15 protein-coding genes are annotated in these 14,584 nt (G+C 70.3%); 4 read left to right on the top strand and 11 right to left on the bottom strand.

What is annotated here, in order from left to right:
• Positions 1–46 precede the first annotated feature (46 nt).
• From DC434_RS06600 to DC434_RS06580, 5 genes are read right to left on the bottom strand one after another with little or no spacing between them, the layout of a single operon-like run.
• Positions 47–913, bottom strand: a complete 867-nt coding sequence (locus DC434_RS06600; protein WP_116634483.1) for a MurR/RpiR family transcriptional regulator — start codon at positions 911–913, stop codon at positions 47–49.
• Positions 914–927: 14 nt separating this feature from the next.
• The gene (locus DC434_RS06595; RefSeq protein ID WP_116634482.1) at positions 928–2,439 is read right to left on the bottom strand and encodes a glycoside hydrolase family 3 N-terminal domain-containing protein; all 1,512 of its coding nucleotides are present in this window, start codon (positions 2,437–2,439) and stop codon (positions 928–930) included.
• The gene (locus DC434_RS06590; protein ID WP_116634481.1) at positions 2,436–3,269 is read right to left on the bottom strand and encodes a carbohydrate ABC transporter permease; all 834 of its coding nucleotides are present in this window, start codon (positions 3,267–3,269) and stop codon (positions 2,436–2,438) included. Before DC434_RS06590 ends, DC434_RS06595 begins: the two co-directional genes overlap by 4 nt.
• A complete protein-coding gene (locus tag DC434_RS06585) occupies positions 3,266–4,240 on the bottom strand; it encodes a sugar ABC transporter permease (RefSeq protein ID WP_116634480.1) in 975 nt (324 codons plus the stop codon). Before DC434_RS06585 ends, DC434_RS06590 begins: the two co-directional genes overlap by 4 nt.
• 15 nt (positions 4,241–4,255) lie before the next feature.
• Positions 4,256–5,542: a sugar ABC transporter substrate-binding protein gene (locus DC434_RS06580; protein ID WP_116634479.1), complete on the bottom strand. Its 1,287-nt coding sequence runs from the start codon at positions 5,540–5,542 to the stop codon at positions 4,256–4,258.
• A 179-nt stretch (positions 5,543–5,721) separates the two neighbouring features.
• Between DC434_RS06580 and DC434_RS06575 the strand changes: the two genes are divergently transcribed.
• The 4 genes from DC434_RS06575 (at position 5,722) to DC434_RS06560 (ending at position 9,154) form a co-directional block, all read left to right on the top strand.
• Positions 5,722–6,978 carry an LCP family protein gene (locus DC434_RS06575; RefSeq protein ID WP_116634478.1) on the top strand — a complete coding sequence of 419 codons (1,257 nt, stop codon included), beginning with the start codon at positions 5,722–5,724 and terminating at the stop codon, positions 6,976–6,978.
• 30 nt (positions 6,979–7,008) lie between these two features.
• Complete coding sequence (locus DC434_RS06570; protein WP_116634477.1) at positions 7,009–7,869, top strand: fused MFS/spermidine synthase; 861 nt, start codon at positions 7,009–7,011, stop codon at positions 7,867–7,869.
• A gap of 223 nt (positions 7,870–8,092) precedes the next feature.
• Entirely contained in the window at positions 8,093–8,620 is a 528-nt protein-coding gene (locus DC434_RS06565) for a hypothetical protein (RefSeq protein ID WP_116634476.1), read from the top strand.
• A 45-nt stretch (positions 8,621–8,665) separates the two neighbouring features.
• Complete coding sequence (locus DC434_RS06560; protein WP_116634475.1) at positions 8,666–9,154, top strand: SprT-like domain-containing protein; 489 nt, start codon at positions 8,666–8,668, stop codon at positions 9,152–9,154.
• Between the two features lie 24 nt (positions 9,155–9,178).
• Here DC434_RS06560 and DC434_RS06555 read toward each other — a convergent pair whose 3' ends face one another.
• From DC434_RS06555 to DC434_RS06530, 6 genes are all read right to left on the bottom strand, one after another.
• Positions 9,179–9,592, bottom strand: coding sequence for a DUF3054 domain-containing protein (locus DC434_RS06555; RefSeq protein ID WP_116634474.1), 414 nt, complete (start codon positions 9,590–9,592; stop codon positions 9,179–9,181).
• 136 nt (positions 9,593–9,728) lie between these two features.
• The gene (locus DC434_RS06550; protein ID WP_116634473.1) at positions 9,729–10,388 is read right to left on the bottom strand and encodes a 2-phosphosulfolactate phosphatase; all 660 of its coding nucleotides are present in this window, start codon (positions 10,386–10,388) and stop codon (positions 9,729–9,731) included.
• Between the two features lie 18 nt (positions 10,389–10,406).
• Positions 10,407–11,867, bottom strand: a complete 1,461-nt coding sequence (locus tag DC434_RS06545) for an FtsX-like permease family protein (RefSeq protein WP_116634472.1) — start codon at positions 11,865–11,867, stop codon at positions 10,407–10,409.
• A complete protein-coding gene (locus DC434_RS06540; RefSeq protein ID WP_116634471.1) occupies positions 11,864–12,625 on the bottom strand; it encodes an ABC transporter ATP-binding protein in 762 nt (253 codons plus the stop codon). Before DC434_RS06540 ends, DC434_RS06545 begins: the two co-directional genes overlap by 4 nt.
• Before the next feature lie 113 nt (positions 12,626–12,738).
• Positions 12,739–13,374: a response regulator transcription factor gene (locus DC434_RS06535; protein WP_116634470.1), complete on the bottom strand. Its 636-nt coding sequence runs from the start codon at positions 13,372–13,374 to the stop codon at positions 12,739–12,741.
• Entirely contained in the window at positions 13,371–14,579 is a 1,209-nt protein-coding gene (locus DC434_RS06530; RefSeq protein ID WP_116634469.1) for a histidine kinase, read from the bottom strand. Before DC434_RS06530 ends, DC434_RS06535 begins: the two co-directional genes overlap by 4 nt.
• Between the last annotated feature and the right edge of the window lie 5 nt (positions 14,580–14,584).

Below are 14,584 nucleotides of genomic sequence, written 5' to 3'. Positions count from 1 at the left end.
CGTCTCGTCTCGTCGCCGACGCTCCTCGCTCGACGCCCGGGATCTGTCAGCGACGGCGGCGCGCGGCGGCCGCGTCGTGCGTGAGCTGGAGAGACACGGCGACGGGCTCGCCGCGGTGCTGCACCACCCGTACGAACAGCACATCGACGAGCGCGAGCTGGGCGATGCGGCTCGACATCGCCGCCATCCGGAACGGCGACTCGTGCGCATGGGTGAGCAGCACCACGTCGGCGACCTGGGCGAGGGTCGAGTCGGCCACGCTCGTGACGGCGACGACGAGCGCGCCCGCGTCTCGCGCGACCTCGAGGGCCCGCACCGTCTCCAGGGTCTCCCCGCCGTGGGAGAACGCGATGGCCACGTCGTCGCTCGTACGCAGCGACGCCGTCGTCACGGCGAGATGCGGGTCGGGCGAATGCGACACCGAGCAGCCGATGCGGGACAGCTTCAACTGCAGGTCCTGCGCGGTCAGGGACGAGGCGGCCTGCCCGAAGAGGTCGATGTGCCGGGCCGCCACCACGGCCCTCGCGACGCGATCGATTCCGGCCGCGTCGATCGCCAGCGCGGTCTTCTCGATCGCGTCGATCTCCATCGCGGCGAGCTTCGCGGCGATGGCGGGAGGCTCGTCCTCGGGGTCGATCGTCGTGCTGTCGAGCCCGAACCGCGCCTGCTGAGCCTGCGCGAGAGTGACGGTGCGCGCGACGGCGACCCGCAGCTCGCGATACCCGCTGTAGCCGAGCGTCTGCGCGAAGCGCGCGACCGTCGACAGCGACGTGCGGCAGAGCTTCGCGAGATCGTTGATCGCGAGGTCGATCACGAGCGTCGGGTCGCCCAGGATGGTCTCCGCGACGCGCGCCTCGGCCGCGCTCAGCTTCGGCAGCGAGCGTCGCACCAGTGCGAGAACGTCGGCGTCCATCGGCGGATCCCGCCTCAGCCGGCGGCGTCAACCCTCTCGGGCGGGGTGGAGCGACCCAGCAGGGTCTCCCTCGCGACCTGGGCGCCGAGTCGACTGGCCGCCGCGACCTCGACGGTCGGCAGAGGCAGCGGATGCCGAGCGGGCAGGCCGACGTTCACGACGACCGCCTGCGGGTCGCGGACCGCCGCACGTTCCACGAGCGCGCGCTGCGCGGCATCCGCGTCGGGCCGATCGATCAGGACCACGGTGGTCCCGGCCGCCGTGGCGGCCTCGTCGAGGACTCGGTCCTGCTCGGCCACCGGATTGCTCGCGACGTCGAGCCGCACGCGGAAGCCGTCCGCGGCGAGCGCGTTGGAGACGTAGCCCGCGGCGCTGTCGACCGCCAGCGACGATCGGCGCCGCGCGTCGATCACCGCGAGTCCGGATGCCGCCGCCGGGGCGTCACCTGTGAACGAGACGACGCGACGGACGATCTCGGCCGCGTCGAACTCCTCGGTCGTCTCGTGCTGCCCGTCCGCGGCGATCCGGAGCCGTGCAGCGAGCACGGCGACCCGCCGAGCGGCCTCTTCGACCCGCTCCCGTGAGAGCGATCCGTCGCGCAGGGCGTCGACGATCCCGTCGCGGGCGGCGAGGAAGTCGCGTCGGTCCTGGTCGGGGAACGCGGCGGCGCCGGGGTTGGTCGGATTGCCGATGCAGAGGAGGTCCGCGCCGGCGGCGAGCGCGAGAGCCGCCCCGCCTCCGATGCCGACGGTCTCGCGGATGGCGGCCATGTCGAGCGCATCGGTGATGATCACGCCGTCGAAGCCCCACTCGCGCAGCATCCCCAGGACTCGGGGATTCAGGGTCGCCGGCGCCTCGCCCCAGGCGGGGACGACGATGTGCGCCGTCATGACGGCATCCACTCCGGCGTCGATCGCGGCACGGAAGGGCTCCAGGTGCACGCGCTCGAACTCCTCGATGTCGAGGGAGATCTCGGGCAGCGCATGATGCGAGTCGACGTGCGTGTCGCCGTGACCCGGGAAGTGCTTGACGCACGCGGCGACCGCGCCGTCCTGGATGCCGTCGACCGTCGCGACGACGTGCCGGGACACCAGGTCCTCATCGGCCCCGAACGCGCGCACGCCGATGACCGGATTGCTGGGGTCGGTGTTGACGTCGGCGACCGGCCCGAGGATCACGTTCGCGCCGACGGCACGCACGCGCCGAGCGAGCTCGGCGCCGGTCCGCTCGGTGGCGACGAGATCGTCGAGCAGGCCCAGCTGCGCGGCGCCGGGGACGGTCGAGCCGGAGGCGGACTCCAGCCGGGTGACGCTTCCGCCCTCCTCGTCGATGCCGATCAGGGCATCGGGGTTCGCGGCGAGGATCTCGTCGCTCAGGTGCGCGAGCCCGTCGCCGACGTTCTGCCCGAAGTAGACCACTCCGGCGAGACCGTCGCGCAGCTCGTCGAGGAGCCAGGACGGCGCCTCCGTCCCGAGGAACCCGGGCCAGAGCACACCGTTGGCGAGACGTTCGAGTTCGATGCTCATCCCTTCACCGCTCCCGCGACCATGCCGGAGGCGAGGCGGCGCTGAACGATCACGAAGAAGATCATGACAGGAACCGTGATGATCGTCGAGGCGGCCATGATGCTGCCCCAGTCGTTCGAGAACAGTCCGAAGAACGACTTCAGGCCGATCGAGACGGTGTACTGGTCGGTCTCGGCGCCGAGGATCGTCATCGCGAAGATGAACTCGTTCCAGGCCGTGATGAAGCTGAAGATGCTGGTCGCGACGAGGCCGGGCATGACCAGCGGCAGCAGGATCGAGCGGAACATGCGCCACCAGCTCGCACCGTCGATGTACGCGGCCTCCTCGAGCTCGACGGGGACGGCGGCGACGAAGCCGCGCAGCATCCAGATGCCGAACGCGAGCGACAGGGCGATGTAGACGATCATCAGGCCGAGGATGCTGTTCAGCAGTCCGAGGCTCTTCACCTGGAGGAACAGCGGGATCACGAGGGCCTCGAGCGGCACCATCTGCACGACGAGGATCATCATGAGGACGGTGGTGCGGAACTTGAAGCGGAAGCGCGCGACGGCGACCGCCGCCAGCAGGCAGACGAGGGCGCTGACGAGGACCGTCACGAGCGCGACGATCGCGGAGTTTCGCAGGAAGGTTCCGAAGCCGCCCTCGTTGAGCACGAACGCGAAGTTGTCGAACGTGAACTCCTGCGGGAGCAGCGACTGCCCACCGCTGGACGCCTTCTTGTCGAAGGCGCTCGACACCATCCAGTAGACCGGGAACAGCGTGAAGATCAGGACCGCGGCGACCGCGATGCCGAGTCCGATGCGGGACCGGAGCGAAGCGCGGGGATTCACAGCTCGTCCTCCTTCATGAGGGAGCGGATGTAGACGATCGTGATGCCGATCAGGACGAGCGTCAGCAGCACCGCGAGAGCGGCGCCGAAGCCGTAGCGGTTCTGGCCGAACGACTCGACATACGACCAGACGCCGAGGTTGAGCACGGAGCGGTTGCCTCCGCTGCCGCCGGGCATCAGATAGACCTGCGCGAACACCTTGAAGTCCCAGATGGTCGACAGGATGATCACGACCGAGAACACCGGCTTGAGCGTCGGGAAGATGATCTTCCAGAAGCGGCGCCAGGCGCCGGCGCCGTCGAGGGCCGCCGCCTCGAGCATCTCCTTCGAGACGCCGAGGAGACCGGCGAGCACCGTGATGGCGACGAACGGGAATCCGTGGTGCACGACGTTGAGGAGAACGATGGCATAGAACGACCACTGGTTCGTGAACCAGTTGACCGAGCCGTCCATGAGACCCAGGTCCTTGAGCACGGTGTTGAAGATGCCGCGGTCGGCATCGAAGATGAAGGTCCAGACATAGGTGCCGGTCACGGCGGGCATCGCCCACGCGACCATGATGCAGCTCGACACGATGACGCGCCACGTGGTGCCGAGGCGGGCGAGCAGCAGGGCGACGAGCGTGCCGACCGCCACGGTGACGAAGACGGCGACGGCCGCGAAGCCGACCGTGTTCGGCAGCACCACCGTCCAGAGCGTCGGGTTGGTGAGCGCCTCGGCGTAGTTCTCGAGGCCGATCCAGTTGTTCTCGCCCGTGTTGATCTCGCGCAGGCCGTAGTCCTGCAGAGAGTAGATGACGACCTGGACGAGCGGCCAGAGCATGAGCACCGCGAGGATGATCAGCCCGGGGGCGAGGAGGAGCCAGGGGCGGGCCTTGAGGAGCGAGACGCCCCGCTTCGGCCGGCCGCCGACCACGGAGGCGGAGGTGGACTCCGCCTTCGTGGTCGGCAGTGGCGCTTGCACCATCGACATGGAAGGGATGCTTCCTTACTGGTTGAGCAGTTCGGTCATCTCGGCGGCGGCGTCCTTCGTCGCGGTCGCGACGTCCTTCTGCCCGCTGAGGATGGCCTGGATCATGGCGTTGGTCGTCTTCTTCGCCTGGACGGCTCCGAAGTTCGGCGTGACCGGGACGGATGCTCCGCCGTCGACCATCTGCTCGGCGAACGGCGCGACGAGCGGGTCGGTCGAGGCCAGGGCCTCCTCCATGGCGGACTGGACGCCCGGGAAGTAGCCGGTCTCGTTGGACCACTGCTCGGCGAACTCGCCGGTGGTCATGAGCTTGACGAACTCCCACGCGAGGTCGGCGTTCTTCGTGGTGTTGAACACGGAGAGGTGCGACCCGCCGAGCACGGACGGAGCGATGCCGCCGTCTTCGCCGGGGATGACCGCCGCGCCGATCTTGCCCTCGAGGTCGGGGTTCGCCTCGATGAGCGCCTTCGGGGTCCACGAGCCCGAGAGCATCATGGCGACGTTGCCCTGCGTGAACGCGTCGCGGAGGTCGGTCTCCTTCCAGGTGGTGGCACCGGCCGACGAGAAGCCGTGCTGCGTCGCGAGGCCCGTGTAGAACTCGATGCCGGCCTGCGACTCCTTGCTGTCGAGCTCGCTGGTCCACTCGCCGCCGTCCTGCGTGGCGATCTCTCCGCCTGCGCCCCAGACCCAGGGGTAGACCTGGAACTCGGCGTCGCCGGCGACGGGGAACGGGAGCATCTCGGGCTTCGCGGCCTTGATGGCCTCGCCTGCGGTGACGATGTCGTCCCACGTCTTCGGAGCCTCGAGACCGAGCTCCTCGAACACGTCGGTGCGGTAGACGATCGAGCGGACGCCCGCGTACCACGGCATGCCGTAGAGCGCGTCGTCGTAGGTGCCGGCGACCGCGAGACCCTCGACGAGGTCGTCGCGCAGACCCTTCTCCGCGTCGACGTACTCGTCGAGCGGCTCGAGCGCGCCGGCGTCGGCGAACTCGGCCGTCCAGGTGGTGCCGGTCTCGGCGATGTCGGGGGTGGTGCCGCCGGCGATGGAGGTCACGAAGCGATCGTGGGCGTCGGCCCACTGGATCTCCTCGATCGTCACCGTCGCGCCGGTCTCCTCTTCGAAGGCCTCGGAGACCTTGTCGTAGAAGGCGGTCGCGTCGGGGTTGGTGCCCTTCATGATCCAGACGGTGAGCTCCTGGCCCTTTCCGTCGGTGCCGCTCTCGGTGGCACCGCCGGCGCAGGCCGCCAGGCCGAGCGTGGCCGCGGCGCCCAGCGCCACGACCGGAAGAATGCGCTTGTGCATCAGGGGATCTCCTCTTCGAAATTTCTCCTGGCGGGCATCGGGTGCTCACCGGATAGGAAAAAGTATCCACGACTAACTAATTCGCTGCAAGTTACTCTCACAATCGTCACGCGCCCGTAACATCGGGCTTCCCTGCACCTTCTCGGCTGGTCGTGCACTGCCGTGGGTATGCTCACCGGATGCCCAGACGCTCCCGAGACGACGACCGATCCACCGCCGCTCGCCACGCGGACACGCGCACACGCGGCGCCGCCCCGCGGTTCCTGAAGATCACCGGCATCGTGCTGGCGATCGTCCTCACGTCGGCGCTCGCCGTCGTCGCATTCGTCGTCGTGGACCTCGTCAACCGCATGGGCGACGGCGCCGTGACCCTGGAGGATGCCCCCGAGGTCGAGCCGCCGACGATCGACGCCTACCCCGGTGAGTTCAGCATGCTCATCATCGGCACCGACGAGTGCGGCGAGGTCTCGACCGGCCTGCTCGGCGAGCGCTGCTCGGAAGCGGACGGGGGCGTGCTCAACGACGTCAACCTGCTCGTGCATGTCTCCGCCGAGCCGCGGAACGTCACCGTCGTGTCCTTCCCCCGCGACCTCATGATGTCGACGCCGGAGTGCACCCTGGCGGATGGATCGGTCGCCTCGGCCACCGACTACTCCGCCATCAACGAGATCTACCAGCGCGCCGGCCTCTCCTGCGTCGCGAAGAGCGTCACCGATCTGACCGGCATCGAGATCCCCTTCGCGGCCAAGATCGGTTTCGACGGCGTGATGGAGGTCACCGATGCGATCGGGGGCGTCGAGGTCTGCATCGGCGGCGAAGGCATCCGCGACGAGCAGACCGGCATCGACTGGCCCGCCGGCATGCGCTCGGTGTCCGGCATCGAGGCGCTGCAGTTCATCCGCACGCGACACGGTGTCGGGGACGGCAGCGATCTCGCCCGCATCTCCAACCAGCAGCAGTACATGTCGCGACTGGTCCAGAAGATCATGAGCGACGAGGTCCTCACCGACCCGGCGAAGCTGCTCGGCCTCGCCAACACCGTGGTCGACAACATCGAGCCGAGCGATGAGCTCTCCAACCCGATCCGCCTGGCCCAGCTGGCCCTCTCGGTCAAGGACGTGCCCTTCTCGGACTTCGCGTTCCTGCAGTATCCGGTGTTCGTGGACCCGGATGACGAGGACAGACGAGTGCCCGACTACGACGCGGCCGAGACGATCTGGGCCGCGCTGCGCGCCGGACAGGCCGTGCAGATCACGGGCGACGTGACGACCAATGAGGGCGTCGAGCTGGTGGATCCGGCGCCCGGGACCGAGGAGGAGACTCCGGAGGGCGAGACACCCTCGACCGACGCCCCGGCCACCCGCGCCCCGCTCGCCCCGAGCGTCTCGGGCCAGACCGCGGATCAGGAGACCTGCGCGAACGGCAGGCAGAACTGACCCGCAGCGCCCGGGCGTAGGCTCGTGCGCATGGGACGGATGCGAACGCGGGACACCGAGCACCCCCAGGCCCGCCTCGATCACGGCGGAATCGCCCGCATCGTGCCGAGCGATTTCACCACCGGATTCGAGCTCGTCGTCGACGAGACTCCGCAGTCGCATGTCGATCTGGACGACCCCACCCACCTGCACTTCGAGTACATCGTGCGCATGGGCGCGGTGATCGATCAGCTGCCTCCCGGCCCTCTCACTGCGGTGCACCTCGGCGCGGGAGCGCTGACGATCCCCCGCTACATCGATGCCACGCGTCCCGGTTCGCGACAGCAGGTGATCGAGCTCGAGGCGCCGCTCGCGCAGCTCGTCCGAGAGCATCTGCCTCTCCCGAAGGGCGCCGGCATCCGCATCCGCATCGGCGACGCACGGGAAGGGGTCCGCCGACTCCCCGCCGCCCTGCAGGGGAACTGCGACCTCGTCGTCTCCGATGTCTACTCCGGCGCGCAGACGCCTGCGCACCTCACCAGCATCGAGTTCTACCGCGAGCTCGCCGCACTCCTCGCTCCGGCCGGCGTGCTGCTGGTGAACGTCGCGGACGGGCCGGGCCTCGCGTTCGCCCGGCGTCAGGCCGCCACGATCGCCGAGGTGCTCCCCGAGATCGGCATCCTCGCCGACACGCAGGTGCTGAAGGGGCGGCGATTCGGGAACCTCGTGATCGCGGCATCCGCTGCTCCGCTCCCGACCGAGTGGCTTCCGCGGATGCTGGCGGCCGGTCCGCATCCCGCGAAGATCGCTCAGGGCGCCGAAGTCGACGCCTTCGTGCAGGGCGCGCGCGTGGTCACGGATGCCGACGCCGTGGCATCCCCGCGCCCTGACGCGTCGCTCTTCCTGCGCTGAGCCCCCACCGCTGCCGCCGCGTGGATCGGCGGCGTCCCGATCTGCGGATGGTGGCACGATCTGCGGATGTTCTCGCCCGGAACGCCCGCGAATCGGGACAGGCTCCGCAGATCGTGCTCGAGAAGGACATCCCGGAGAGCGGATGCCGACGTGCGGGGCGCGCCGCCCCGGGGAGCGCGCGACCGCCAGGCAGACTGAACGGGGACGCTGCGGAAGGAGAGCAATGAGTTTGATCCAGGGATACGACCAGGAGACCCTCCGCGAGCTGGTCGATCTCGACGAGTGCGCGGTGCGCCTCGCGGAGATCGAATCGCAGCGCAGCCTCCCCGCGCTGCTCGAGCGCGTGTGGCTGCTGAAGGTGCTCGATCGGCTCGACGAGGCACTGCGACTGGCGGACGAGACGGTGCGGCAGGCGCGCATGGCGGGCACCCGGAAGGACGTGCTGCGTGCGCGGGTGCTGCACGCGACGATCCTCCAGTACCGGGGCGCGTACGCCGCCGCCGAGCAGGAGCTGGCGACCTGCGCCGATGAGGCGGAGGGTCAGCGCTGGGTGTCGATCGCGGCGTTCGCGCATCACCACCACGGCAAGAACGCCTATGACGCGGAAGACTACGAGACGGCTCGCGAGAGCTTCAAGCGCTCGCTGTTCCTGCGGCGGGAGTCCGGCGCGGAGGATCGCGATCTGGAGACCGCGCTGCTCGCGATCGAGGCGGCCGAGCGGCGCCGCTCCACGCAGCTCGTCGCGGGCTGAGCAGGCCTCGGCCCCGATGTCCGCGGCATGGCTTACCCTGGGCGCATGGCCGAACTTGACCGTGTGCGCATCTGGGGCGAGGCACTGATCAGGCTGCATCTGGATGACAGCTGGTCCTTCGGCTTCGACAACGCCAAGCGCCGTGCCGGACTGTGCGATTACACGAAGAAGCGCATCACCGTGTCGCGGTATCTCGCCGCCCGCTTCGAGGACGACGAGATCCATCAGGTGCTTCTGCACGAGGTCGCGCATGCCCTCGCCGGGCACACCGCGGCGCACGGCCCGGCCTGGAAGGGCGTCGCACGCGACCTCGGCTACGTCGGCGGCACCACGCACCGCGGCGAGACCGCCGTCGAGCTCGCCCCGTGGGTCGGCCGCTGCCCGGCCGGACACGTCACGTATCGCCACCGTCGCCCGACGAGAGCGACCTCGTGCGCGCGGTGCTCGCGCACGTTCGACCCTCGGCACGTGTTCTCCTGGACGCGCCGCGAGATCACGACCGACGCACGCCTGTCCGCCCAGATGCCGCGCTGACCGCGATGCTCCTCCGAGAGCCGGTCAGTCGATCGGCTCGGCGGGGTCGTCGGCCACGGCCGCGTCACCCGTGGGCTGAGAGCCGCGGACGCGCCGCACGAGCGCCGCGATCCCGCGCCAGCCGACGAGGAAGACGCCGAGCACGATCGTCGCGACGATGATGAACGGCACCTCCGCGGTGTCGCCGGCGAGGACGCGCACGAGCATCCCGCCCGCGACCGTCACCACCCACACGACCGCACCCCACATCAGGGACCACGGTCGGCGGGGCCTGCCCGGCAGCAGTGCGGCCGCGAGGTGCCCGATCACCAGAGCGACCAGGAACGGCCAGGCCGTCAGCAGGAATCCCGCCGGGTCCTCCTGATGCGACGCGCGACCGATCGCGGCGAAGATCAGCACGAAGAGGGCGTCGACGATGACTGCGGGGAGGAACCTCATGCCACGACCCTACGTGTCGACCGCTGAGGCCGCGCGCGCCCCGCGGCCCGGGGCGGAGATCACCCCGACGGGCGGAGGACGCGACGCGGAGGCTCCTCCCATCGCCGAGAAGTCCTCCCGTCGGAGGCGCGGCCGCTCACTCGAAACGCGTGAACAGCCCGTCGCGCAGCACCGGCACGACGTCGACCGCGTCGAGCACGGCCGCATCCCCCGGCGCGGTCGGCACCACACCGGATGCCGCCATCCGCTCGGTCGACGGCACCCCGACCTCGAGCTCGCGGGCCGAGCCGCTCGCGCTCAGCAGATGACGGAGGGCCCGCCGCAGCGCGCGGAACCCCTCTGCCGCGACCGCCGCGTCCGGTGCCGTGTGGTCGATGCCCAGATCCGTGAGCGCCGCGATGATCGCTCCCGCGCCGAGGTGATCCTCGACCGCGAACCGGGGACGCCCCGCCTCGTCCCACTCCCCCGCCGCGATGACGGCGACCGAGGTCCGCTCCTGCCGGCGCTCCTGCACCGTCTGCACGGCCCGGGCCACCGCGGAGGCGTTGCGGATGCCGCCGACGAGCACCGTGGCGTCGGCACTCGCGGCCGCCGCCACGGCTGCGCCGTTGGTCGACCACTCCACCGCGTCGGACAGGTCGATCTCGTGGCCGCCGGCGACGGCATCCGCCACCGTCGAGGAGAACCGCAGCACGTCGACGACCACGACGATGTCGGCCGGGGCCAGACGGGCGAGGCCCGCGGTCCCCCAGTCGAGACGGACCTGATACGTGGACTGATCGAACGGCGACGACATCCGTCCAGCCTAGAGGCGTCAGTCGGCGGCGAGCGCCTCGACCGGGGCCACTCGTGTCGCCAGTCGGGTGGGCGTCGCGGCGGCGACGAGAGTGAGCACGGCGGTGGCCACGACGATGATCGCCACCGGGATCCACGGGATCTGCGGCGCCACGAGTCCGGCCGGCGTGAAGTCCGGCAGGGTCGGCACGGAGCCGAGCAGCGACTGCGCGGCGATCCAGCCGTAGACGACGCCCAGGACGAGCCCGGTCAGGGTCGCGGTGACCGTGATGTGCGTCGCCTCGAGGAGCACCATCGTCCGCACCTGGGCGTTCGACAGTCCGATCGACCGCAGGAGTCCGAGCTCGCGGCGACGCTGCACCACGCCGATCGTGAGGAGGTTGACGAGTCCGACGGCCGCGATCACCGCCGAGACCGCCACGAGCACCATCATGATCGCGGCGAACGCGTCGAACGGCGCGAAGAACTCCTCCGGGATCTCTCCGGTCACCTGGCTCATCATGAGCCGCTTCGCCGACTCCAGCGCGACCGCGAACATCGTCACCAGCGTCACGCCCATGACAACGCCGATCGCCATGCGCGACGACCGCTCCGGATACCGCAGCGCGTTCTCCGCCGCGAGACGGGCGGTCGCACTCGACCCGAACATCCGCCCGACCAGGCGCAGCACCGGCGGCATGAACATCACCGACCCGAGGACGAGTCCGGTGAACGAGAGGATGCCGCCGACGAACGCCACGACGACCCCGAGCGGACTCACCAGACCGATCACGACGCCGCCGAGGAGCAGCACCGCTCCCGAGATCAGCAGGATCCAGGAGCCGATGTGCCGCGCCGGCTTCCCGGACACCTCGTCGTGCGTGCGCTCGACCGAGCCGCCGAGAGCCTGCAGCGGGGTGACCGAGAGCACCCGACGCGACCCGGCCCACGCCGCGGCCCAGGTGGTGAGGGCGACGCCGACGACCGGCAGCACGATGAACGGCTGCGCGAGCGAGAACCCGGTCGGGTCGTTGTCGAGGAGCTGGGACCCGATCTGCACGCCGACCACCGCCAGCAGCAGTCCCGCGAGCAGCCCGATCCCCGCTCCGAGCACGCCGACGAGGAAGCCCTGCCTGCCGACCTGCGCGCGCTGCGAGCGCGCGGTCGCGCCGATGAGGCGCATCAGAGCGATCTGCCGGGTGCGTCCGGCGATGATCGTCGCGAACGTGTTGGCCGTGACGATCGCGGCGACATACATCGCGACCGCGGTCAGCAGGATCGACAGCATCCCCACGATGAAGGCGAGGGTGCCGCTGTCGCCGATGAGCGGATCGGCCTGCAGCACCGCGCCGATGTACGCCGTGACCTCGACGAGGATCACGCCGAACGCCGCCGACAGGGCGGCCACGAGGATGCTCGCCCCCATGCCCCGGTCGCGGAGCCACGCGAGGCGCGGACCGGTGGCGGCGGTCTCGGGGACGACCGTGGCGACGGCGGTCATGCCGCCACCTCCGCGGCGAGCATGTACGCGGAGATCTGCTCGGCGGTCTGCCGAGGGTGGTCGGCGACGATGCGGCCGTCGCCGAGGTACAGCACCCGGTCGGCGTGACTCGCGGCGATCGCGTCATGCGTGACCATCGCGATCGACTGGCCGTGCTCTCGGCTCGCAGACGCGAGCAGGCGCAGCACCTCGCGACCCGTCTGCGAGTCGAGGTTGCCGGTCGGCTCGTCGGCGAACACGAGGTCGGGCGCGGTGGCGAGCGCCCGGGCGATCGCCACGCGCTGCTGCTGCCCGCCCGACAGCTGGTGCGGCCGATGGTTCAGACGTGCGCCGAGTCCGAGGGAGTCGATGAGGCCGTCGATGCGTGCCCGTTCGATCGCGCTCGGACGGCGTCCGTCGAGCTCGAACGGCAGCATGATGTTGCCCAGCGCATCGAGGGTCGGCACGAGATTGAACGCCTGGAAGATGAACCCCACGCGCCGTCGGCGGAGGATCGTGAGCTCGAGGTCGCCGAGACCGGTGATCTCGGTGTCGCCGATCCAGGCTCGTCCCTGGCTCGGGCTGTCGAGCCCCGCCATGATGTGCATGAGCGTGGACTTTCCCGAGCCCGACGGGCCCATGATGGCGGTGAACTGCGCGCGGCGGATCCCGACGCTCACGTCGTCGAGGGCGTGCACGGTGCCCTCACCGGAGCCGTAGGTCTTCTTCAGGTGCTGGACGCGGGCGGCGAGCCCGAGGTCGGTGGTCGTGATCTCCATGCTTCGACGCTATTTTCCGCGTCCATCCCGGCGCGTCGCCCGGAGGGGGCATCCGTGTACATCGCAAGGATGATCGCGTCCCCTCGCCGAGCGCCGAAAGGGGTGGCTCGGCGTCAGGCGAGGCCGTGCTCGAACGCGAAGACGACGAGCTGCACCCGATCGCGCAGGGCGAGCTTGGTCAGGATGCGGCTGATGTGCGTCTTCACCGTCGCCTCGCTGAGGTACTCGCGTCCGGCGATCTCGGCGTTGGACAGACCTCGTGCGGCGAGCGCGAAGATCTCCTTCTCGCGGTCGGTGAGATCGGCGAACTGCGGCGGCACCGGCTTCGGCGCCTCGGAGAAGTGCTCGAACAGGTCGCGGGTGGCGGATGCCGCGATGACACTGGACCCTGCATGCACCGTGCGGATCGCCGCGAGCAGGAACTCCGGGTCGGCGTCCTTCAGGAGGAAGCCGCTCGCCCCCTGGCGGATCGCCCGGGCCGCGGCCTCGTCGAGGTCGAAGGTCGTGAGCATGACGATGCGCGGCGGCTCCGGCCGATTCAGGATCTCCGCGGTGGCGGTCAGCCCGTCCATGACCGGCATCCGGATGTCCATCAGCACCACGTCCGGACGGCTGGTGCGCACGATCTCGAGCGCCTCCTGTCCGTTGCCGGCCTCTCCGACCACCTCGAGGTCGGGCTGCGAGGCGACGAGCATGCGGATGCCGGCGCGGAACAGGGCCTGATCGTCGACGAGGACGACTCTGATCATGCGTGCTCTCGTTCCTGGGTCTCTGCGGCTGTCGACGGGCCGATCGGGAGCGAGCCGCGGACGACGAACTGCGCCCCTCGGCGTTCGGCTTGCAGACTACCGCCGACGAGCTGTGCCCGTTCGCGCATGCCGATGAGCCCGTGCCCGCCGGGGGCCGCGGATGCTCCTCCGGACACCGTGTTGCGCACCTCGATGTCGACGCGCTCCGGCAGCCACGCCAGGTGCACATGGACGCTGCCGTCGCCGTGGCGGATCGCGTTCGTCAGCGCCTCCTGGAGGATGCGGTAGACCGCCAGCTGAATCGACCCCGGCGGCTCGCCCGGGGGCATCGGGTCGACCGTGACGAGCGGCTCCACCCCGGCCTGACGCACCTGCGCGAACAGCGCCTCGAGGTCGGCGAGCGTCGGCTGCGGCCCGTCGCCCTGACGGTGGCGGAGCTGCGTGAGCAGCATCCGCACGTCGCTCAGGGCTCCGCGAGCCGTCGAGGCGATCGTGCCGAGCGCCTCGGTCGCCATCTCGGGCTTCGTCGCGGCTGCATATCGAGCACCGTCGGCCTGCGCGATGACGACCGCCAGCGAGTGGGCGACGATGTCGTGCATGTCGCGCGCGATGCGCACGCGCTCCTGCTCCTCGGCGGCGAGCGACTCCGCCTGCAGCTGCGCGGAGCGGGTGCGCCGAGCGCGCAGCACGACACGCCAGAGCAGACCGCAGACCCACGCGAAGCCCAGGGCGAGCACCGAGACGATCAGCAGCAGGGTCCCCGCGGTCAGCTTCTCCCAGCCGGTGCCGGGCCCGAGCGCGACGCCGTTGACGAAGACCATGTACAGGGCGGCGATGAGTCCGCCGCCGAGCGCCGATCCGAACCCCCACCAGAGCACGCGCCTGGTCCCCCAGGCAGACGTCGCGTAGAGCACGAGCAGGATCGCGAAGTCGATCGGAAGCGGGCCGAAGCCCGCCAGCATCTGCACGACCGCACCCGCCCAGGCGGCGGCGAGTGCGAGTCCCGGGGCGAGTCGGCCGATCGCGACGCCGCCGAACATCAGGAAGCCCGAGACGGCGACGGCGCCGACCGCGACGCCGTTGATCGCCTGGTTGCCCGTGCCGGGGCCGTAGAACACGACCGACATGGGCGTCAGGACGAGGAAGAGCAGCGCTGCCCCGACGATGTCGAGGATCAGCGCCGTACGGGAGAGCGGGCGGATCACTCCCC

It is taken from the genome of Microbacterium sp. TPD7012, assembly GCF_003075395.1.
GTDB lineage: Bacteria > Actinomycetota > Actinomycetes > Actinomycetales > Microbacteriaceae > Microbacterium.
This window is presented reverse-complemented; position numbering and strand designations above follow the sequence as displayed.